Below are 21,014 nucleotides of genomic sequence, written 5' to 3'. Positions count from 1 at the left end.
GCCCTCGATCGGACGTGGGGGCGAATGCCAGACCTCGTGCAGGACGCCTCGATCACGGTAAACAGGGTAAACGTCACGCGTCCCATGGCGGCTCGATCAATTGGCCAGGCACGTTACTCAACGGAAGGCCACGCCAGCGCCAGGATGTCTTGTTCCAGCAGCGCACGCGCGCGGCGCATGAGCTGTGGCTGGTGATTGTCGACGCGTCGGCTTCGACCCGCCGCCACCAGGCATTGAGTGATGCCAAGGGCCTGTTGGCGCAATTGTTCGATGATGCCTACCGCCAGCGCGCGCGCCTGGCATTACTGACGGCCAGCGGTGCAGCGCCGAAGTGGCAGGTGCAGGGACTGAAGGCATCCAGCGGTTTGCGCCATTGGCTCGACGGACTTGGTGCGGGCGGCGGTACGCCGTTGCTGGCGGCGCTGGGTGATGCGGCACTGTGGCTTGCCGCGCGGCAAAAGCGCTTGCCGGCCGAACAGCAGCGCTTGCTGGTGATAACCGATGGCCGTTTGAAAGAGTGGCCGTCGTTGCCCGCACTCGAGTGTCCGGGGCTGGTGATCGACATCGAACGCGGGCCGATTCGCCTTGGGCGCAGCAAGGTGTTGGCGGCGCAGTTGCAAACCGGGTATCGGCATATCGACGAGCTTGTTCTGGGGTAAGTGCTGTGTCGCCCTTATGGGCCTCATCGCGGGCAAGCCCGCTCCCAAAGGTGAATCTGTGCCTCACCGGGATCATGTGGGAGCGAGCCTGCTCGCGAAGGCGGCTGTACATTCAAAGATGAAATCGCCAGGTACGCGTTATTCAAGCGTCAGGGCGGTACGGGGCGCTGGAATCGGATTGCGCATCAGTGTCCCGACCACCAGTGCGCCCAGCAACCCCGCCAGGCCCGCGACCCAAAGCAACAAACTGAACCCACCCACGAACGCCTGTCGCGCCAGCGGCTCGACCAGCGGCCGCGCAACTTCCGGCAACAGACTCAGGGCCGCCGGCATGTCACCGGCCACCACCCGCGAGGCGACACCCTGGCTGTGTTCGAGCCATTGCCCGCCCTGTGCCGCCAGATGGTCGTGCAGCAGCCGTTCGCTGTGTCCCGACAGCAATGCGCCATACACACCGATCGCCAGCATCACCGCGCTGAAGCGCATGGTCGTACTCATGCCCGAGGCCATGCCGGTACGCTCCCGAGGCACACAGGCCATGATGTTTTTTTGCGTATCGCCGTTGAGCAGCCCGGCGCCGGCACCCGTGACTGCAATCGCCAGGGCGAAGGGCAGGTATCCGCCGCTGTTGACCGCCCAGGCGCTGAGCAAATTACCGCTGCCCACCAGGGTGAGTCCGATGGCCATCATGTTCGCCGGCGTCACGCGTCCCGCCAGGCGTGCACCGATGCGCGGGAAAATCAGCATGGTCACGGCAAACGGCAGCATGCCCAACCCTGCGCTGATGGCGGTAAAACCCAGGCCGTTCTGCAAGTAGAACGGCAGCATCGTCATCATCACCTGGGCGCACGCAGCATAGGAAAACATGCCGAGCAACGCGCCGATGAAACGCGGATGACGGAACAGTTGCAGGTCGATCATCGGCCGCTGTTGCACACGCTCGATCACCACGAACAAGCCGAGCAACAGGGCGCCACCCACCAGGCGGGCGTAAGTGACGGGGTTGTTCCAGCCGATGCGGTTGGCTTCGATCAGGCCCCAGATCAGGCACAGCAAACTGGCGCTGAAGGCCAGGCTGCCCCACGGATCGAGACGCGCGGCCTGGGCGTCGCGAGACTCCGGCACCGCGCGCCAGACCATGAGCATCAGGAACAGGCCGATCGGCAGGTTGAGGTAGAAAATCCAGCGCCAACCCACGTACTCGGTGATCAACCCGCCCAGGGTCGGCGCCGCCGTCATGGCCACGCCCATGCAACCGCCCCAGAACGCCCAGGCCCTGGCGCGTTCGGCTTCATCGTGGAAGGTATGGCCGATGGAAGCGAGTGCCGAGGTCAACAGCAGCGCCGCGCCGACGCCCTTGATCGCGCGCGCGATGTCGAGAAACAGCGCGTTCGGTGCGGCGCCGCAGCCGATCGAGGCCAGAATGAAGATGCCCAGCCCCCACATCAGGGTTTTTTGCCGGCCAAAACGGTCTGCCAAGCTGCCCGCGGGCAACAGCAACGCGGCGAAGGCCAGCATGTAGGCACTGACCACCCACTCAATGTCAGCGAAATTCGCCCCCAGATCCCGAGCGATGCTGGGCAAGGTAACGGCCACGATGTTGGTGTCCAGCACGATCAACGAGCACACTGCCGACGCGGTTAACAAGGTCAGGCGTGGGCTCACCTGGGGTTTGACGGACATGGCAGGGGTTCTCTACTGTGAAGTTCCGTGCAGCTTATCGCCGGCTGGCGACGCCTTTGTTAGGCGCGCAGCGTCACTTCATTACCTTTGAGCTAACGCACCGATGGATATTCGCCACTTTCGCTACTTCCTGGCTGTCGCCCGGCATCGCAACTTCACCCGCGCCGCCGAGCAGTTGGGCATCGCGCCGCCCACCTTGACCCGGCAAATCCAGGACATGGAAGCGGAGCTGGGCGCACGCCTGTTTCTGCGCCAGGTGCGGGACGTCAGCCTGACCGAGGCCGGGGCGGCGCTGGTGATCGAAGCTGAGGCCACAGTGCGCCAGTTCGAATCGGCGCAGCGCAACGCACAGCGTGCCGGGCGTGGTGATATCGGTCACATCGAACTGGGTTATGTCGCGTCGGCGGTGTATTCGGGGTTGCTGCAAAAGCAGGTGCAGGGTTTTGCAAGCCAGTACCCGGATGTCAGCCTCAATGTGCGGGAAAGTCCAATGGCGAGCCTGCCGAACATGATCCTTGAGGGACGGTTCGATCTGGGCTACATCCGTTGCCCGTTGACGTTGCCCGAGGGTGTCGAGAGTGTGCGCCTGAGTGATGAAGGCTTTGTTTTGGCACTGTCTGTGGACTCATGGCTGAATCGCTTGCCGGTCATCAACTCGGCGCATTTGCACAACGAAAACTTCATTCTTCCCGAGCAAGTCGTCGGTACGTTGCAAGTTGCCGCCCAGGGCGCGTTCGTGCCGAAACTGGGGGCGCAACCGGGTGGGTTGGTGGCAGTGATCGCCTTGGTTTCCCTGGGTCAGGGCGTGGCGGTGGTACCAGAGTCGGTGGTCGGCCATGTCAGTTTACCGAATGTGGTCTATCGCCAGATCAACGACTGCAACGCGTCGTCGTGGCTGGCGTTGATTCATCGCCGGTTCGAGAAATCCCCGGCGGTTGTGCGGTACATCGAACGTGTGAAAAACCGTTGAAAGCATCACGAGCCAGCTTGTTCCTACAGTCAGCGGCGGCAATTCACAGACCTGCTACAGATCTTGAAATAATTTCGGGCTGTAGGAATTGCCCATGTCGACTGTACGATTCGAGTCCTTTTTCCTTTTCAGGACTTGCATGAACGCCCTTACGGAGCCCCCCAGTTATCCTTTCCCCTCGCGCCAACGCGCGGTCTTGCTGCACGCGAAACATCCGGTCTTCTGGCACCCCGATCTCCCTGTCATTGCATTTACCCGGCCTCTGCGCCGCGCCTTGCCGTGCCTGGCATTCTGAATTCACTGAATAGATCGAGACATTTACATGGAATGGTTAGCTGACCCCACCGCGTGGCTGGGCTTGTTGACGTTGATTGTGCTGGAGCTGGTACTGGGTATCGACAACCTGGTGTTCATTGCGATTTTGGCGGACAAATTGCCGCCGGAACAGCGCGATCGCGCGCGTATCATCGGCCTGTCCCTGGCGTTGTTGATGCGCCTGGGCCTGCTGGCGAGTATTTCCTGGTTGGTGACCCTGACCCAGCCGCTGTTCGAGGTGTTCGACAAAAGCTTCTCGGGTCGAGACCTGATCATGCTGTTTGGTGGTGTGTTCCTGTTGTTCAAGGCGACCATGGAGCTGCACGAACGGCTCGAAGGCCATGTCGGCGAGCGCACTTCCAATACGGCTTACGCGTTGTTCTGGCCCATCGTGGCGCAGATCGTGGTGCTTGACGCGGTGTTCTCCCTTGACGCAGTGATTACCGCGGTGGGCATGGTCGATGAATTGTCGGTGATGATGATCGCCGTGATCATTTCCATCGGCCTGATGATCGTCGCCAGCAAGCCGTTGACTCGCTTCGTCAACGCGCACCCTACGGTGATCATGCTGTGCCTGGGCTTTTTGATGATGATCGGTTTTGCCTTGACCGCCGAAGGCCTGGGCTTCCACATTCCCAAGGGCTATCTGTACGCGGCCATCGGCTTCTCGATCCTGATCGAGGTGTTCAACCAGATCGCCCGGTCGCGACGCAAACGCTCGATGCAGGGCCTGCGACCGATGCGTGAACGCACTGCGCACGCGGTAATGCGCATGCTCGGCGGGCGCAAATTGGCGGTGGAAGAAGTCGGTGAAGAAATCGCCGACATGCTCGACGACGGCGAAGGGCAGAGCGAAGAACTGTTCGACCGTCGTGAGCGGGTGATGATCAGCGGGGTATTGCAACTGGCCGAGCGGCCTATCCGCGGCTTGATGACCGTGCGTGCCGACGTCGATTACATCGACCTGTCCGACGACCCGCAGACCATTCGCACGCGTTTGATGCATTCGTCCTACTCGCGCCTGCCGCTGATTCGCGACGGCGCGGTGGATGAACCGCTGGGCTTCGTGCACAAGAAGGAACTGTTGAAGGATTTCCTGGCCGGCAACCAGCCTGATCTTGCCCACCTGGCGCGCCAGGCCGTCAACCTGCTGGACAGCTACTCGATCCTCAATGCCCTGGAGCAAATGCGCAAGGCCTCGACCCACATCGCGTTTGTGGTCAACGAATTCGGTGACTTCGTCGGCGTGCTGACCATGACCGACATCCTCGAGTCGATTGCCGGTGAGCTGCCCGACGCCAGCGAAATCGAAGGCCCGGACGTGATCGAGGAGAAGGACGGATTCGTGGTCAGTGGCGCGTTGAACCTGGCGCGTGTGCGTCAACGCACCGGATTCGCGGCACAACCGACCGAAGACTATCAAACCCTGGCCGGTCTGGTGGTGAGCCTGCTGGATCGACTGCCGATGATCGGTGACAGCCACGACTGGGACGGCTGGCGATTGACCGTCATGTCGGTAGAAGAGCGGCGGGTAACGCGGGTGTTCCTGGCGCGCACGTGTAATTGATTTTACCGCCAGCCTGAGGGCGCCTCGCGAGCAGGGAATCGCATCCCGACAGGGAGCGGACCTGCTCGCGAAGCGGCGTGCAGGGATTTTCTGATTTAGAACACTTTTCAATCTCCCCCTACTATTTCCTTCACGACCTGTGGCACACTTTCTGCCGCTTATTCCGCTATTGCAAACCGTATTCCGGTATAGCGGAATTAATTGGCCTTCGAGGTCTCGCAGAAGATCTCTGATCCTTCGGTTTTCAGTTCAGGAGAAACACCCATGAGCATTACTCGTTACGGCACCGGCAGCACCGCGGCGGGTGGCCAGCCGCGTCCTTTTGCCCGCGCCGTTGAAGCCGATGGCTGGCTGCACGTCTCCGGGCAGGTGCCGGCGGTGGAGGGCGAGATCATTGTTGGCGGCATCGTCGAGCAGACGCACCAGACCATGAAGAACCTGGTCGCGATTCTCCAAGAGGCAGGTTATGGCCTGGAAGATGTGGTGCGTGTCGGCGTATGGCTGGAAGATCCGCGGGATTTCACCAGTTTCAACAAGGTCTTCTCCGAGTACTTCAAGCCTGAACACGCACCGGCCCGGGCCTGTGTGCAGGCGAACATGATGGTCGACTGCAAGGTCGAGATCGACTGCATCGCGTACAAGAAAAAGGCCTGAACTTGACACTGATCGTTCCCAGAGTGGGAACGATCAAAACCCCCCCGGCGAATTTGATTGGGAACCACTGACATGAGCGAAGACACCATCAAGCGCCGGGCACGCGGTCTGGACCGGGCGTTCGATATCCTCGATTTCCTCAAGGAGATCGGCCAGCCCCTGCGCCCGAACGACATCGCCAACGGCATCGGCAGTCCGAAATCCACGGTCTATGAGCTGGTGGCCTCGTTGCTGGAACGGCGCATCCTGGAACCGGTGGGCAAGGACGGTCACGTCTATCTCGGCCGCCAGCTGTACTTCCTTGGCCAAGCGCACCTGCGCCATTTTGACCTGACCCGCGAAGCCGATCGTGCCCTGCAGGACATCGTCAGCCAGACTCACGAAACGGCGCAGATGTGCTTGCTCAACGGGCGCAAATACACCGTGGCGTTGATGAAGGAGGGCCAGCGGCATTTTCGCATTTCCTCGGACATCGGCGAAAACGCGCCCATTCCCTGGACAGCGTCCGGACGCCTGTTGCTGGCGCACCTCAGTGACGAGGAAATCGTCGACTTGATCGACCACGACGACTTCATCCTGCCCAACGGCGAACGTTTGCCGCTGGAACAGTTTCTCAAGGAAATCCGCCAAGCTGGCATCGACGGCTTTTTCTCCTTCGACAGCGTGGCCGACACCTTTACCCATTGCTTCGCCGCCCCGGTCAAAGGCCCCGATGGCGTGGCCATTGCCACCCTGTGCATCGTCGCTCCGCGGGCCGATGCCAAGACCCATTACAGCGATTACCGCCGGGTGCTGATCGATAGCGCCAACAACCTGGCCCGTCGCATCAACGATTAACAGCGGCTGCCCGCGGCCGCGACTGTGAGGAGTTCGACCATGTCTTCTGCCAAGAATATTGCCGCCGTGGAAAAGGGCTTTGCCCACACTGGCGCCCACCTGGTGCGTGACGTCAGCCTGCCCGCGCTGGTGCTGCATCGCGATGCGCTTGAACACAACATCCGTTGGATGCAGGCCTTTGTCAGCGACAGCGGCGCCGAGCTTGCGCCCCACGGCAAGACCAGCATGACCCCGGCGCTGTTCCGCCGGCAACTGGACGCCGGTGCCTGGGGCATTACCCTGGCGAGCGCCACGCAAACCCGCGCGGCCTATGCCCACGGCGTGCGCCGGGTGTTGATGGCCAACCAGTTGGTCGGCACCCCGAACATGGCGTTGATAGCCGATCTTCTGGCTGATCCGGGCTTCGACTTCTATTGCATGGTCGATCACCCGGACAACGTCGCCGACCTCGGCGCCTATTTCGCTTCACGGGGTGTGCGCCTGAACGTGATGATCGAGTACGGCGTGGTCGGCGGTCGTTGCGGTTGCCGCAGCGAACAGCAAGTGCTGGACCTGGCCAAGGCCATCGCCGCACAACCGGCCTTGGCGCTGACCGGGATCGAAGGGTACGAAGGGGTGATCCACGGCGATCACGCGGTGAGTGGCATCCGTGCGTTCGCCGGCTCCCTGGTGCGTCTGGCCGTGCAGTTGCAGGACAGCGGTGCCTTCGCGATTGCCAAGCCGATCGTCACCGCTTCAGGTTCGGCCTGGTATGACTTGATCGCCGAAGAGTTCGAGGCGCAGAACGCTGGCGGGCGTTTCCTCAGCGTCTTGCGCCCCGGCAGCTATGTGGCGCACGACCATGGTATCTACAAGGAAGCGCAATGCTGCGTGCTCGACCGTCGCAGTGATCTGCATGAGGGCTTGCGTGCGGCACTGGAGGTCTGGGCACATGTGCAGTCGTTGCCGGAGCCAGGCTTTGCGGTGATTGCCCTGGGCAAGCGCGACGTGGCTTATGACGCTGGCCTGCCGGTTCCGTTGCTGCGCTACCGGGCCGGTGTCATCCCGGCCAAGGGCGATGATGTGAGCGCTTGCAAGGTGACCGCCGTGATGGACCAGCACGCCTTCATGACCGTGCCGCCGGGGGTTGATTTGCGGGTGGGCGACATCATTTCGTTCGGCACTTCGCACCCGTGCCTGACGTTCGACAAGTGGCGCGTGGGTTGCCTGGTGGATGAGCAATTGAACGTTATCGAGACCATGGAAACCTGTTTCTAACCGGTTTGAGACCGCGGCGTGGCCTTCGCGAGCAGGCTCGCTCCCACAAGGGGAATGCATTCCAATGTGGGAGCGAGCCTGCTCGCGAAGGGGCCCTGACAGACAGCATCGCAATACCGGAGACCCCACACCCATGAACACCTTCAACACCCTGGGCCCCCACACCCCGCGCATCGCCCTGATCGGCGAATGCATGATCGAATTGCAACACCGCGCCGATGGCAGCCTGCAACAAAGCTTCGGCGGCGATACCTTGAACACGGCGGTCTACCTGTCCCGCGAACTGGGCACGGCGGGTTCGGTGGATTACGTCACGGCCCTGGGCGATGACAGTTTCAGCGATGCCATGTGCCAGAGCTGGGCTGCCGAAAACATTGGCCTGAGCAAGGTCCAGCGCTTGCCCGGTCGCTTACCGGGGCTGTATTGCATCCAGACTGACGCCGCCGGCGAGCGACGTTTTCTCTATTGGCGCAATGAAGCAGCGGTGCGCGATTGCTTCACCACCCCGGCCGCCGCGCCGATCCTGGCTGCGCTGCCGGATTACGACGTGTTGTACTTTAGCGGCATCACCCTCGCGGTATTGGGCGAGGGGCGGGAAAAATTGCTGGAAGTCTTGATCGAGGCCCGCCAGCGCAATGCGCGGATCGTCTTCGACAACAACTACCGACCGCGTTTGTGGGCCTCGGTGGAGGAAGCGCGAGTGGCGTACCGCAAGGTGTTGCCCTATGTCGACCTGGCTCTGCTGACCGTCGATGACGAACAGGCGCTGTTCCATTTCGCCGATTGCCAGGCGGTGTTTGCAGCATACGAGCAGATCGGCACGCCTGAAGTGGTGCTCAAGCGCGGCGCCGAAGCCTGCCTGATTCGTTGTGGCGGCGAGTCATTCGAAGTGCCGGCGCAGAAAGTCGAGCGGGTGGTGGATACCACGGCGGCCGGGGATTCGTTCAGTGCGGCGTACCTGGCTGCGCGCCTCAAGGGCGCGAGCCCGGTCGAGGCGGCTGAGGCGGGGCATCGGTTGGCGGGTCGGGTGATTCAGGCGCCAGGGGCACTCATCCCCTTGGTTTGAACAAGAACTCTGTGTAGGAGCTGCCGCAGGCTGCGATCTTTTGATTTTGCTTTTAAAAACAAGATCAAAAGATCGCAGCCTGCGGCAGCTCCTACAGGTGGAGATCAATCCCGGTAAAACACCTGCACCAGGTGATACCCGAACTTGCTCTTGATCGGCCCATGCACCACCCGCAGCGGTTTCTTGAAGATCACCGCATCGATTGCACCGACCATCTGGCCCGGACGCACTTCACCCAGGTCGCCGCCGCGTTTGCCGGACGGGCAGGTGGAGTACTTCTTGGCCAGCACATCGAAGGCTTCGCCCTTGGCGATACGTTGCTTGAGTTGCTCGGCTTCTTCCGAGGTTTTCACCAGGATATGGCGGGCTTGAGCTTTCATGGGGCAGATACCTTGTTGCGGTCGTGACAGCCAGGGGGCGCGATTATGCCCCAACTCACTGCGGTTGACCGATCATCGTGCGAATCTTGTTGGCCAGCAGATCGATGGAAAACGGCTTGGCCACCATGTCCATGCCTTCTTCGAGAAAGCCCTGGCGTTCGGCGGCGTTTTGCGCGTAACCGGTCATGAACAGCACTTTCAGTTGCGGGCGATGCTGGCGCGCGATTTCCGCCAGTTGTCGCCCATTCATCCCGGGCAGCCCGACGTCGGTGACCAGCAGGTCGACGCGCAAGTCGGATTCGAGCAAGGGCAGGGCGGTCTTCGCGTCTTCGGCTTCATAGGCGTGATAACCCAACTCCTTGAGCAGATCGGTCACCAGCATGCGCACCGCCGGATCGTCTTCCACCAGCACCACCGTTTCGCCGGCAATCGCCGACGGTGCTTCGCTGATCACGGGCGACAGCACATCCTGTGGCTCGTTGCCTCGTAGTCGCGGCAAGTACAGGCGCACGCTGGTGCCCTGGCCCGGCAGGCTGGACAGGGTCACATGGCCGCCGGACTGCTGGGCGAAGCCGTAGATCATCGACAACCCCAGCCCGGTGCCCTGGCCGATGGGCTTGGTAGTGAAGAACGGGTCGAAGGCCTTGGCCAATACCTTGGGGGTCATGCCGGTGCCGTTGTCAGTGACGGCGATCATCAGGTAATCCCCGGCCTTGACCGGTTCCAGCGTGGTGATATCGCTGCCGTCGAGATAGACGTTGGCGGTTTCGATGCACAACTGGCCACCCTCGGGCATGGCGTCGCGGGCGTTGATCACCAGGTTGAGCAGGGCGTTTTCCAGTTGACTGACGTCGGTGCTGACCGGCCAGGCACCTTCGGTCAGCAGCAGCTTGAGTTCGATGTGGTCGCCTTTGGTGCGGCTGAGCAAGTCTTCCAGGGAGTGGATCAGGTCGTTGGCGTTCAGCGTCTTGCGATCCAGCGACTGACGCCTGGAGAACGCCAGCAGTCGATGGGTGAGGGCGGCGGCGCGGTTGGCCGAGGAAACCGCGGCCTCGGAGAAACGGTTGATTTCGGCGGCGCGGCCGTCGGCAATGTAGCGCTGCATCAAGTCCAGGCTGCCGATGATGCCAGTGAGCATGTTGTTGAAGTCATGGGCAATGCCGCCGGTGAGCTGGCCGAGCGCTTCCATCTTCTGCGCATGCCGCAGGGCTTCTTCGGCGCGCTCGCGTTCGAACATCTCGCTGAGCAGTTTTTCATTGGCCTCGGCCAATTGCCGGGTGCGCGCGCTCACCCGTTCCTCGAGGGTTTCGTTGAGGTTGCGCAGGGCTTCTTCGGTCTGTTTACGCTCGGTTTCGTCGATGACGAAGATATAGAAACCATTCACCGCGCCATCCGGGCCGTGACGCGGCAGGTAATTCATGAGTGCCTGGCGGATGCTACCGTCGCGGTGCGCCGTGCCGATGCTGAAGCAACACGCCTTGCCGCTCAGGGCCTGGGCAATGTGCTCGGCGCGCAACGCGTAGGCCTCATCGCCCAGCACTTCGCGAATGGTTCGGCCATAGAGTTCCTGGGGCGTCAAGCCATACCAGTCCAGGTAGGCGGCGTTGTTCAGGCGAAAGCGTTCCTCGCGGTCGACGTAGCTGATCAGGATCGGCATGGCATTGATGATCAACTGCAGCTCGGTCTGACTCTGGCGCAAGGCGTGCTCGGTGTTTTTGCGATCGGTCAGGTCAAGGGCGGCGCCGAGGAAACGGATCGGCCGTCCATGGTGATCCTTGTAGCAGCGTCCGCGGGCAAACACCCAGCGCAACTGGCCATCGGGTTGCAGCAGGCGGTACTCCTCGGCGTACTCGGTGCCGTGAGTGATGCAGTGCTTGATGCTGCGGGCGATCAGGGTGCGGTCTTCGGGGTGGACGCCATGCAGGTATTCGCTGATCGGCAACTGGCCAGACAGGGCCGGTTCGACGCCGTGCAATTGGGCGAAGTGGGCGTCGGCGATGAAGCGGTCCTCACTGATGTCCCAGTCCCAAGTGCCAACCGCGTCGGTGGCGGCGAGGGCCAGTTGCAGGCGTTCTTCGGTGTCTTGCTGGGCCTTGAGGCTCGCGGCGGAGCGTTGCTCCAGTTCGAGGGCGATGCGCCGGCGCTCGTTGGTTTCGATGGCGGTGACCAGGATTCCGGCAACCTGGGCATTTTCGTCGCGGATGGGGCTGTAGGTCAGGTCAAGCCAGAAGTCGGAATCTGTACCGTCGCGCTGCAGGGTGAAGCGCTGTTCGCTGTAGGTTCGCACCTGGCCTTGTAGGACCGCGCTGTAAATTGGGTCAGTAAAGTCCTTTAATTCGGGCCAGATCAGGTGGGTTGGCTGTCCGAAAGCGTGCGGATGCTTGCTGCCGGCCAGCAGCGCGAAGCCGTCGTTGTAGATCTGCGTCAGTTGCGGCCCCCAGAGCAACAGCATCGGCATTGGCGAATGAATCACGATGTCCACGGCGGTTCGCAGGCTCTGTGGCCAGGTGCCAGCAGCGCCCAGGGGGCTGTTCGCCCAGTCGAGTCTGGCAATCAAGGCTTGGGCATCGCTGCCGGTGGGTGATGCGTTCATCAAGATGTCCTGCACAAAAGTCGGTGTGGCGGCGTCAACTATCCTTGCAGGGCAGTAGACGCTGGATGACCTGCTTCAGGTCATTTTTTAACATTGAATGCTTCGTAGGTGCTTTTTGCCATGGAAATCGACGCGTTGTTAAGACGCTTGGCCAGCCAGGATGGCTCCGATCTTTACCTGTCCACGGGGGCGCCTGCGAGTGCGCGGTTCAACGGTGTGCTCACCGCCCTGGCCCACCAACCGATCAAGCCGGGAGCAATCGCGACGATTGCGGCGTCCATCATGGACGCCGAACAGCGCCTTGAGTTCGATCGGGAACTGGAAATGAACCTGGCGATCTCCCTGGCGGGGATTGGACGCTTTCGAGTGAACATTTTCAAACAGCGTAACGATGTGTCAATGGTCGTGCGCAACGTCAAGCTCGACATTCCACGCTTTGAAGACCTCAAGCTGCCGCAGGTGTTGCTTGAAACGGTGATGCTCAAGCAAGGGCTGATGCTATTCGTCGGCGCCACTGACTCGGGCAAGTCCACGTCGCTGGCAGCGTTGATCGACTACCGCAATCGCCACGCCAGCGGTCACATCGTCAGCATCGAAGACCCGATCGAGTACATCCACCGGCACCAGCGATCGATCATCAGCCAGCGCGAGGTCGGTGTCGACACCCGCAGTTTTCATGCCGCGTTGAAAAACACCCTGCGCCAGGCGCCGGACGTGGTGCTGATCGGCGAGATCCGTGACCGCGAAACCATGGAGCATGCCCTGGCGTTTGCCGATTCCGGGCATCTGGTGATCTCCACATTGCATGCCCATAACGCCAGTCAGGCGCTTGACCGCATTATCAATTTTTTTCCCGAAGAGCGTCGGGGGCAACTGCTCAACGACCTGGGTAACAACCTCAAGGCGTTTGTGTCGCAGCGCCTGGTACGTAGCGTTGATGGCCAGCGGCGTGCTGCGGTAGAGGTGATGCTGGGCACGCCAACCATTGGCGACCTGATCCGGCGTAACCAGTTTTCCGAACTGAAAGGGGTGATGGAGAAGTCGGCGGAGATGGGGATGCAGACGTTTGACGGGGCGTTGTTCGAGTTGGTCGCAGCAGGTGTGGTCCACGAGGATGAAGCGTTGAAGCATGCAGATTCGGTGAACAATTTACGCTTGCGACTGAAGTTGCATGCCAACACAACGCCAGGTTCTGCGCCATCGTCAGGCGACTGGGACTTGATGGATTGACCCATACCCCTGTAGGAGCGAGCATGCTCGCGATGGTCGTTAACGATAACGCTGGAAGCCTGATACCCCGCGGCGCTCTCAGGTTCATCGCGAGCATGCTCGCTCCTACAGGGGGCGGTGTTCAGTCCTGGAGTTCGGGGCGATCGCGGAATTGCTCGAGCGCCTCGGGATTGGCCAGCGCGTCGGTATTCTTCACCTTCTGCCCATGCACCACATTACGCACCGCCAATTCGACAATTTTGCCGCTGATGGTGCGAGGAATGTCGGTCACCGCGACAATCTTCGCCGGCACATGACGTGGCGTGGTGTTGGCGCGAATGACCTGGCGGATCTGCTGCTGCAGCGCGTCATCCAGTTCCACGCCCTCGCGCAAGCGCACGAACAGCACCACCCGCACGTCGTCCTGCCATTGCTGACCGATGGCCACGCTGTCGAGCACCTGCGGGACTTTCTCCACTTGCCGATAGATTTCCGCCGTGCCGATGCGCACGCCACCGGGATTGAGCACCGCGTCGGAGCGCCCATGGATCATCATCGCGCCGTGGGGCAGTTGTTCGGCGTAGTCGCCCTGGGCCCAGACACCGGGAAATTGACTGAAGTAGGAGGCCTTGAGCTTTTCGCCATTTGGGTCGTTCCACAGGCCGATCGGCATCGCCGGGAAGTGCCGCGTACACACCAGTTCGCCCTTTTCGCCGATGACCGCCCGGCCCTCGTCGTTCCACACTTCCACGGCCATGCCCAGGCTCTTGCCCTGTATTTCGCCACGGCGCACCGGCTGCCAGGGGTTGCCGTTGACAAAACACGAGACGATGTCGGTGCCACCCGACATCGAGGCCAGGCACAGGTCGGCCTTGAAATCGCGATAGACATAGTCGTAGCTCTGCGGCGACAGCGCAGAGCCGGTGCAGAGCAAGGTCTTGAGGCTGCCCAGGTCATGGCTTTGCCCAGGCTTCACGCCGCTGCTTTGCAGGGTGGCGAGGTACTTGGGGCTGGTGCCGAATACGGTGATGCGCTCGTCGTCGATCAGGTCGATCAAGCGTTCGGCATTCGGATGGAATGGCGACCCATCGTACAGCACCACGGCACTGCCTACCGCCAGGGCCGAGACCAGCCAGTTCCACATCATCCAGCCGCAGGTGGTGTAGTAGAACAAGCGATCGCCAGGGCCGAGGTCGCAGTGCAGGCCGTGTTCCTTGACGTGTTGCAGCAGTACGCCGCCGGCGCTGTGGATGATGCACTTGGGCACGCCGGTGGTGCCGCTGGAGTAGAGGATGTACAGCGGATGGTCGAAGGGCACGGCGACGAAATCAGGATCGCCACCCGGGTCATAGAAATCATCCCAGAGCGTCACATTGGCCTGGGTACGGAAATCTTCGATGCGTGTTCCGGGGAGTGCGTAAGGCACGATCACCAGTTGCTGCAATGACGGCAGGCGTTCGAGGATTTCGTTGACCTTGGCGCGCTGGTCGATCTCCTTGCCGGCATAACGATAGCCAGCGCAGGTGACCAGCACTTTCGGTTCGATCTGGCCGAAGCGGTCGATCACCCCTTGGGTGCCGAAGTCGGGCGACGAACAGGACCAGATTGCCCCCAGGCTGGTGGTGGCGAGCATGGCCACCAGGGTTTGCCAGGTGTTGGGCATGCAGGCCGCCACCCGGTCGCCAAGGCCGACACCGGCCGCAATCAAGCCCTTCTGAAAGCCTGCGACATGCTCCGCCAATTCGGCCCAGGTCAAGTGTTCGCGCTGGCCGTTTTCAGCCACGGCCACGACGGCTACGGCATCGTCGCGTCGACTGAGCAGGTGTTCAGCGAAATTCAGGGTGGCGCCGGGGAACCACTGGGCGCTGGGCATTTGTCGGCCTTCCAGTAGCACCGCGTCGGGTTGCTCATGGAAGCGGATGTCGAAGAAGTCGACGATGGCCTGCCAGAAATCCGGGCGCTGGTCGATCGACCATTGATGCAGGGCGGGGTAGTCGTCGATGTGCAGGTGGTGCCGTTGATTGACGAAGCGCCGAAAGGCCTCCATGCGAGTCTTGCCGATGCGTTCGGCGGTGGGTTGCCATAGTACTTCGGACATGATTTGCCTCTTATTGTCGTCAGATCGTTCCCACGCGCCGCGAAGGGGTGCCTCAGCGGACGCTCCGCGTTCGGCTCTTGGGACGCAGAGCGTCCCGGGCTGCATTCCCACGCAGAGCGTGGGAGCGATCAATCTGTGGTTACTGCGCCAACCACCCACCATCGATATTCCACGCCGCGCCACGTACCTGGGTGCCAGCCTCGCTGCACAGGAACAGCACCAGTTCACCCAGTTGCGGCGGTGTTACGAACTCCAGCGACGGCTGTTTCTCGGCCAGCAGGTCATGCTGCGCCTGCTGTGGGTCGATGCCCTTGGCGGCGCGATCGTCGATCTGCTTTTGCACCAGTGGTGTCAGCACCCAGCCCGGGCAAATCGCGTTGCAGGTGATGTTGCTGGTGGCCGTTTCCAGGGCAACCACTTTGGTCAGGCCGATCACGCCATGCTTGGCGGCGACATAAGCGGCTTTGCCCGTCGAACCCACCAGGCCATGCACCGAGGCGATGTTGATCACTCGGCCCCAGCCCTTGGCGCGCATGCCCGGCAGGCTCAGGCGGGTGCTGTGAAACACCGATGACAGGTTGATGGCGATGATCGAGTCCCAGCGTTCCACCGGAAACTCGTCTACCGGCGCCACATGCTGGATGCCGGCGTTGTTGACCAGAATATCGACGCCGCCGAATTCGCGCTCGGCGTAGGCGATCATGTCGGCGATCTGCGCCGGGTCGCTGACGTCGGCGGGATGATGGCCAACCTTGCCGCCGAACTGTTCAACCTCGGCAATCACTTTGGATGCATCGCCAAATCCGTTGAGGATCAGATTGGCGCCAGCCTTGGCCAGGCTCAGGGCAATGCCCAGGCCAATGCCGCTGGTGGAACCGGTAACCAGTGCGGTCTTGCCTGAAAGAGTCGTCATCAATGCCTCACACAATGCCAGTGGCGTAGAAAGTGCCGATCACTACGAAAACCGCCAGGGTCTTGATCAGCGTAATACAGAAAATGTCTTTGTAGGCTTCGCGGTGGGTCAGGCCGGTCACCGCCAGCAAGGTAATCACCGCGCCGTTGTGTGGCAGGGTGTCCATGCCGCCGCTGGCCATCGCCGCCACCCGGTGCAGGACTTCCAGCGGGATGTTGGCGGCATGGGCCGCTGCGATGAAGTCATTGGCCATGGCCGCCAGCGCAATGCTCATGCCGCCGGACGCCGAGCCCGTGATGCCCGCCAGAAGGGTCACGGTGATCGCTTCGTTGACCAGCGGGTTAGGGATGCTTTTGAGCCAGTCGGCCAGGACCAGAAAGCCTGGCAGCGATGCTATGACCGCACCAAAACCGTATTCAGACGCTGTGTTCATTGCTGCCAGTAATGAACCGCTGACTGCACTTCTGCTGCCTTCGGCCAACTTGCCGCGAATCGCCTGGAAGCCGAACACCAGCACCACGATGATGCCGACCAGCAGTGCAGCCTGAACGGCCCAGATCGCCGTTAGCTTGGCGATTTCGGTGGTCACCGGCGCAGCCATGCCCGGCAGCGCGAGACTGTGGGTCTTGCCGTACCACTGTGGAATCCACTGGGTAAACAGCAGGTTCATGATGCCCACGGCCAGCAGCGGCGACAGGGCGATCCACGGATTGGGGAGTTTGATGTCGGCAGCGGTTTCCGGCTCATTGCGCAGGTCGGTGCCGTAGCCTTCGCCGCTAAGCTGAGCCTTGTTACGCTGGCGCTGCAGAAACAGCATGCCGGCGCAGACCACGAAGATCGACCCGATCAAACCCAGCCATGGCGCGGCCCAGGCGGTGGTGTTGAAGAAGGTGCTGGGGATAATGTTCTGGATTTGCGGGGTGCCGGGCAGGGCGTCCATGGTGAATGAAAAGGCGCCGAGGGCGATGGTCGCCGGGATCAGGCGTTTGGGAATGTTGCTCTGGCGGAACATTTCCGCGGCAAACGGATAGACCGCGAACACCACCACGAACAGCGAGACGCCGCCGTACGTCAGCAGGGCGCAGACCAGCACGATCACGAGCATCGCCTGGCGGGTGCCGAGCAAGCGAATCGCCGCCGCGACGATCGAGCGCGAGAAGCCGGACAACTCGATGAGTTTGCCGAACACCGCGCCGAGCAGGAATACCGGGAAATACAGTTTGATGAAACCGACCATTTTTTCCATGAACACCCCGGTGAAGGCGGGGGCGACGGCGGAAGGATCGGTGAGCAGGACGGCGCCGAGGGCGGCAATCGGGGCAAATAGGATAACGCTGTAGCCACGGTAAGCAGCCAGCATCAGCAGCGTGAGGGCTGCCAAGGCAATGATCACACTCATGGTGTGTCTCCTGGATTGTTATTTTTGTATGGGTGAAACGTTGTAGGAGACGGCTTTAGCGAGTTTCGTGCCATGTGGGTAAGTTGTTGAAATATAAGGATATAATTTTGTGCGAAGTGGCGATTAAGTGCTTGTTGTCTCTATTTGGAGACTTTTTGTGCCTGAAAAGATCGCAGCCTGCGGCAGCTCCTACAGGGAAACGCTGGAAACCCATGTAGGAGCTGCCGCAGGCTGCGATCTTTTGATCTGAAAATTACATCTACAAATAGAGATTTATGTCTCTCTATTGAGACTCCGCAATCCCCAACGCCACCATCTTCTTGTACAAGGTCGACCTTCCCAGCCCTAACCGCGCCGCCGCCTCGATCACCTTGCCCCCGCATTGCGCCAGGGCCGCTTCAATCAATTGCCGGTCAAAGCGCTCGCGCGCCGCACTGAACGTCTCATGCTCCAGCGGTTCGATGGCCAACGGCGCCACGCGCTGCACTGGGGTAAAAGTCCCGATCGCCGCGCGGATATCTGCCTCCGTCAGGCGCAGGTCGTCGCTGAGCAATGCCGCCCGCTCCAGCACGTTGCGCAGTTCGCGAATGTTGCCCGGCCAGGCGTGTTGGCCCAGGAGCGCCAGCGCATCGCTGTTCAGTTCGTGCTGGCTGCGCAGTTCTTCAAGGATCGCTTCGCTCAGGGCAGGCAGGTCGTCGAGCCGCTCGCGTAGCGGTGGCACCTGGATCGGCAGGACGTTGAGGCGGTAGTAGAGGTCGGCGCGAAACTCGCCACGCTTGATCGCCGCTTCCAGGTCGGTCGAAGTCGCGGCGATCACTCGCACATCGCTCTGGATCACCTCGTTGGAACCGACCGGTTCGAATTCCTTTTCCTGCAACACCCGCAGCAGTTTGCTTTGCAGCGGCAACGGCATGTCGCCGATTTCATCGAGAAACAGCGTGCCGCCCTGGGCGATCTGCAGTTTGCCGGCGCGGCCTTTGCGGTCGGCGCCGGTATAGGCGCCAGGCGCAGTGCCGAAGAATTCGGCTTCGAGCAGTGCTTCGGGGATCGCCGCACTGTTGATGCTGACGAACGCCTTGTGGGCTCGCGGCGATGCATTATGGATCGCCTGTGCCAGCAATTCCTTGCCGGTGCCGGTCTCGCCGAGCAGCAACACCGGCGAGTCGGTGCTGGCGCTGCGCCGGGCGCGGCGCTTGACTTCCAGGCTGGCGGCGCTGGTGCCGATGAAGTGGGCGAAGTTGTAGCGGGTCTGTCGCGCCCGCAGCAGCGAACGCGTGGAAGCAAGCTCTTGCTGCATGCTCATGTAGCGCTTGAGCATCGGCGACAGGCTGCGCAATTCGTCGAACAAGGCGAAGCCGATGGCACCGATCACCTCGCCGGCATCGTCATGAATCGGCAGGCGCATGACCACCAGCGGTTCCTTGGGGGTGTCCTGCATGTCGAGCAGAATCGGTCGACCGGTGCGCACCACCTCGCGCAACAGGCTGCCGGGGATGACGCTTTCGCAGGCCTTGCCAATGGCGTCTTCAGCCGATGGCAGGCCGAAACGCTTGGCATAGCGTTCGTTCATCCAGACGATGTTGGCGTCGCTGTCGACGATCACCGTGCCTTCACTTGACTGCTCGATGATCTCGAACAGCGAGCGGATCGCCAGCAGGCGCACGCGCTGGTAGTCCTTGAGGCTTTCGGTGGTGTTCATGAGGGCTGATCCTGATTGTGTGTTGCCTGTGTCGGCCCCTTCGCGAGCAGGCTCGCTCCCACACTTGATTTGTGCCGTTCACAAATCCCCTGTGGGAGCGAGCCTGCTCGCGAAGGCCGCGACGCGGTCTGGCCGGATTATGCCTGCCCCACATGCGCCGCCGCCAACAGCTCTTTGGTGTAGGGGTGCTGCGGTGAATCGAACACGTCGTGGCTGGCGCCGCGTTCGACCACCTTGCCGTCCTTGATCACGATCATGTCGTGGGCCAGGGCGCGCACCACCGCCAGGTCATGGCTGATGAACAGGTAGGTCAGCCCGTGCTTTTCCTGAAGTTGACGCAGCAGGGCGACCACCTGCTTTTGCACGGTGCGATCCAGCGCCGAGGTGGGCTCGTCCAACAGGATCAGCGCGGGTTTGAGCACCAGCGCCCGGGCGATGGCGATGCGCTGGCGCTGACCGCCGGAGAACTCGTGGGGGTAGCGATGCCGGCTTTGTGGGTCCAGCCCGACTTCCTGCAGCGCCCGGATCACCTCGGCGTTGCATTGCTCGGTGCTCAACTGGCTATGCACTTCCAGGCCTTCGCTGATGATCTGTGCCACGGACATGCGCGGGCTGAGACTGCCAAACGGATCCTGGAATACCACCTGCATTTCCTTGCGCCATGGCCGCAACTGCTTCTGCGTCAGGCCATCGAGCGCCTGGCCCTGGAAGTGAATAGCGCCTTCGGAGTCCAGCAGGCGCAGGATCGCCTGGCCGAGGGTGGACTTGCCGGAGCCCGACTCGCCGACGATGCCCAGGGTCTTGCCGCGCTGGATGCTCAGGCTGATGCCGTCCACGGCCTTGAGGTAAGTCTTGCGTTGGAACAGTCCGCCACCAACGGCAAATTGCACCCGCAGGTCGTGCACTTCCAGGACTTTTTCGCGTTCGTCCCGGGGCAGGGCTTCGCCTTCGGGCTCGGCGTTGAGCAACAGGCAGCTGTAAGGGTGTTTCGGTGCGGTGAACATCGTCTCGCAGTTGGCTTGCTCGACAATTTCCCCGGCTTTCATCACGCAGACGCGCTGGGCAATGCTGCGCACCAGATTGAGATCGTGGCTGATCAGCAACAGCGACATGCCCAGTCGCTGTTGCAGCGACTTGAGTAGCAACAGGATCTTGCGCTGCACTGTCACGTCCAGCGCCGTGGTCGGCTCATCGGCGATCAGCAATTCCGGTTCGCAGGCCAGGGCCATGGCAATCATCACCCGCTGGCGCTGGCCACCGGATAGCTGGTGGGGGTAAGACTTGAGCCGCTCCTGGGGTTTCTGGATGCCCACCAGGTGCAACAACTCGAGGATCCGTGCTTGCGCCGCCTTGCCGGCCAGGCCCTTGTGCACCAGCAAGGTTTCGCCGATCTGCTTCTCGATGCTGTGCAACGGGTTCAGGGAGGTCATCGGCTCCTGGAAGATCATCGCGATGCGATTGCCCCGCAGTTCGCGCAATTTGCGCGTATCGGCGCCCACCAGTTCCTGGCCGCGATAGCGGATGCTGCCGGTGGTCTCGGTGCCGCATTCGGGCAGCAACTGCAGGATCGAGTGCGCCGTCACCGACTTGCCCGAACCCGACTCTCCCACCAGTGCCAGGCATTCGCCGGGGCGGATGTCCAGGCACAGGTCGCGCACCACCGTCTGGCCGTTGAAGGCGACGCTGAGGTCACGGATTTCGATCAGGTTGGTCAT

The 21,014-nt window shown here is 61.6% G+C and carries 16 protein-coding genes; 8 read left to right on the top strand and 8 right to left on the bottom strand.

Annotation, left to right across the window (positions count from 1 at the left end):
* The first annotated feature begins 14 nt into the window (after positions 1 to 14).
* Positions 15 to 659 (top strand): VWA domain-containing protein, encoded by a 645-nt coding sequence (locus tag PSUM_RS06350; protein ID WP_033043416.1) that lies wholly within the window; start codon positions 15 to 17, stop codon positions 657 to 659.
* A gap of 138 nt (positions 660 to 797) precedes the next feature.
* Here the strand turns inward: PSUM_RS06350 and PSUM_RS06345 are convergent, their stop codons facing one another.
* Positions 798 to 2,342, bottom strand: a complete 1,545-nt coding sequence (locus tag PSUM_RS06345) for an MFS transporter (protein ID WP_083349219.1) — start codon at positions 2,340 to 2,342, stop codon at positions 798 to 800.
* A gap of 103 nt (positions 2,343 to 2,445) precedes the next feature.
* On the opposite strand from PSUM_RS06345, the gene PSUM_RS06340 reads away from it, so the two are divergent.
* The 6 genes from PSUM_RS06340 to PSUM_RS06315 all read left to right on the top strand — a co-directional run bounded on the left by PSUM_RS06340 (position 2,446) and on the right by PSUM_RS06315 (position 9,008).
* On the top strand, positions 2,446 to 3,312 hold the full coding sequence (locus tag PSUM_RS06340) for a LysR family transcriptional regulator (protein WP_083349218.1): 867 nt from the start codon (positions 2,446 to 2,448) through the stop codon (positions 3,310 to 3,312).
* Positions 3,313 to 3,634: 322 nt separating this feature from the next.
* Positions 3,635 to 5,194, top strand: a complete 1,560-nt coding sequence (locus PSUM_RS06335; RefSeq protein WP_020795433.1) for a TerC family protein — start codon at positions 3,635 to 3,637, stop codon at positions 5,192 to 5,194.
* A gap of 264 nt (positions 5,195 to 5,458) precedes the next feature.
* On the top strand, positions 5,459 to 5,848 hold the full coding sequence (locus tag PSUM_RS06330) for a RidA family protein (protein ID WP_020795432.1): 390 nt from the start codon (positions 5,459 to 5,461) through the stop codon (positions 5,846 to 5,848).
* A gap of 72 nt (positions 5,849 to 5,920) precedes the next feature.
* Positions 5,921 to 6,685: an IclR family transcriptional regulator gene (locus tag PSUM_RS06325; protein ID WP_020795431.1), complete on the top strand. Its 765-nt coding sequence runs from the start codon at positions 5,921 to 5,923 to the stop codon at positions 6,683 to 6,685.
* 39 nt (positions 6,686 to 6,724) lie between these two features.
* Entirely contained in the window at positions 6,725 to 7,942 is a 1,218-nt protein-coding gene (locus tag PSUM_RS06320) for an amino acid deaminase (protein WP_033043413.1), read from the top strand.
* 133 nt (positions 7,943 to 8,075) lie between these two features.
* Positions 8,076 to 9,008, top strand: a complete 933-nt coding sequence (locus tag PSUM_RS06315; RefSeq protein WP_033044739.1) for a sugar kinase — start codon at positions 8,076 to 8,078, stop codon at positions 9,006 to 9,008.
* Between the two features lie 104 nt (positions 9,009 to 9,112).
* Here PSUM_RS06315 and PSUM_RS06310 read toward each other — a convergent pair whose 3' ends face one another.
* Both PSUM_RS06310 and PSUM_RS06305 read right to left on the bottom strand, forming a co-directional pair.
* Complete coding sequence (locus PSUM_RS06310) at positions 9,113 to 9,388, bottom strand: peptidylprolyl isomerase (RefSeq protein ID WP_007933743.1); 276 nt, start codon at positions 9,386 to 9,388, stop codon at positions 9,113 to 9,115.
* A 55-nt stretch (positions 9,389 to 9,443) separates the two neighbouring features.
* Positions 9,444 to 11,981, bottom strand: a complete 2,538-nt coding sequence (locus tag PSUM_RS06305) for a PAS domain-containing hybrid sensor histidine kinase/response regulator (protein WP_020795428.1) — start codon at positions 11,979 to 11,981, stop codon at positions 9,444 to 9,446.
* 120 nt (positions 11,982 to 12,101) lie between these two features.
* Between PSUM_RS06305 and PSUM_RS06300 the strand changes: the two genes are divergently transcribed.
* A complete protein-coding gene (locus PSUM_RS06300) occupies positions 12,102 to 13,211 on the top strand; it encodes a PilT/PilU family type 4a pilus ATPase (protein ID WP_083349217.1) in 1,110 nt (369 codons plus the stop codon).
* Between the two features lie 121 nt (positions 13,212 to 13,332).
* On the opposite strand, the gene PSUM_RS06295 is transcribed toward PSUM_RS06300, so the two are convergent.
* The 5 genes from PSUM_RS06295 to PSUM_RS06275 all read right to left on the bottom strand — a co-directional run bounded on the left by PSUM_RS06295 (position 13,333) and on the right by PSUM_RS06275 (position 21,014).
* Positions 13,333 to 15,288 carry an acetoacetate--CoA ligase gene (locus PSUM_RS06295; RefSeq protein ID WP_033043499.1) on the bottom strand — a complete coding sequence of 652 codons (1,956 nt, stop codon included), beginning with the start codon at positions 15,286 to 15,288 and terminating at the stop codon, positions 13,333 to 13,335.
* 139 nt (positions 15,289 to 15,427) lie between these two features.
* Complete coding sequence (hbdH, locus tag PSUM_RS06290) at positions 15,428 to 16,201, bottom strand: 3-hydroxybutyrate dehydrogenase (RefSeq protein ID WP_033045670.1); 774 nt, start codon at positions 16,199 to 16,201, stop codon at positions 15,428 to 15,430.
* Between the two features lie 7 nt (positions 16,202 to 16,208).
* Positions 16,209 to 17,600 (bottom strand): GntP family permease, encoded by a 1,392-nt coding sequence (locus PSUM_RS06285; RefSeq protein ID WP_033045669.1) that lies wholly within the window; start codon positions 17,598 to 17,600, stop codon positions 16,209 to 16,211.
* 283 nt (positions 17,601 to 17,883) lie between these two features.
* Positions 17,884 to 19,299, bottom strand: coding sequence for a sigma-54 interaction domain-containing protein (locus PSUM_RS06280; RefSeq protein WP_083349216.1), 1,416 nt, complete (start codon positions 19,297 to 19,299; stop codon positions 17,884 to 17,886).
* Positions 19,300 to 19,436: 137 nt separating this feature from the next.
* Positions 19,437 to 21,014 carry an ABC transporter ATP-binding protein gene (locus tag PSUM_RS06275; protein ID WP_020795421.1) on the bottom strand — a complete coding sequence of 526 codons (1,578 nt, stop codon included), beginning with the start codon at positions 21,012 to 21,014 and terminating at the stop codon, positions 19,437 to 19,439.

The organism is Pseudomonas umsongensis (genome assembly GCF_002236105.1).
In the GTDB taxonomy this organism is placed as follows: Bacteria; Pseudomonadota; Gammaproteobacteria; order Pseudomonadales; family Pseudomonadaceae; genus Aquipseudomonas; species Aquipseudomonas umsongensis.
This window is presented reverse-complemented; position numbering and strand designations above follow the sequence as displayed.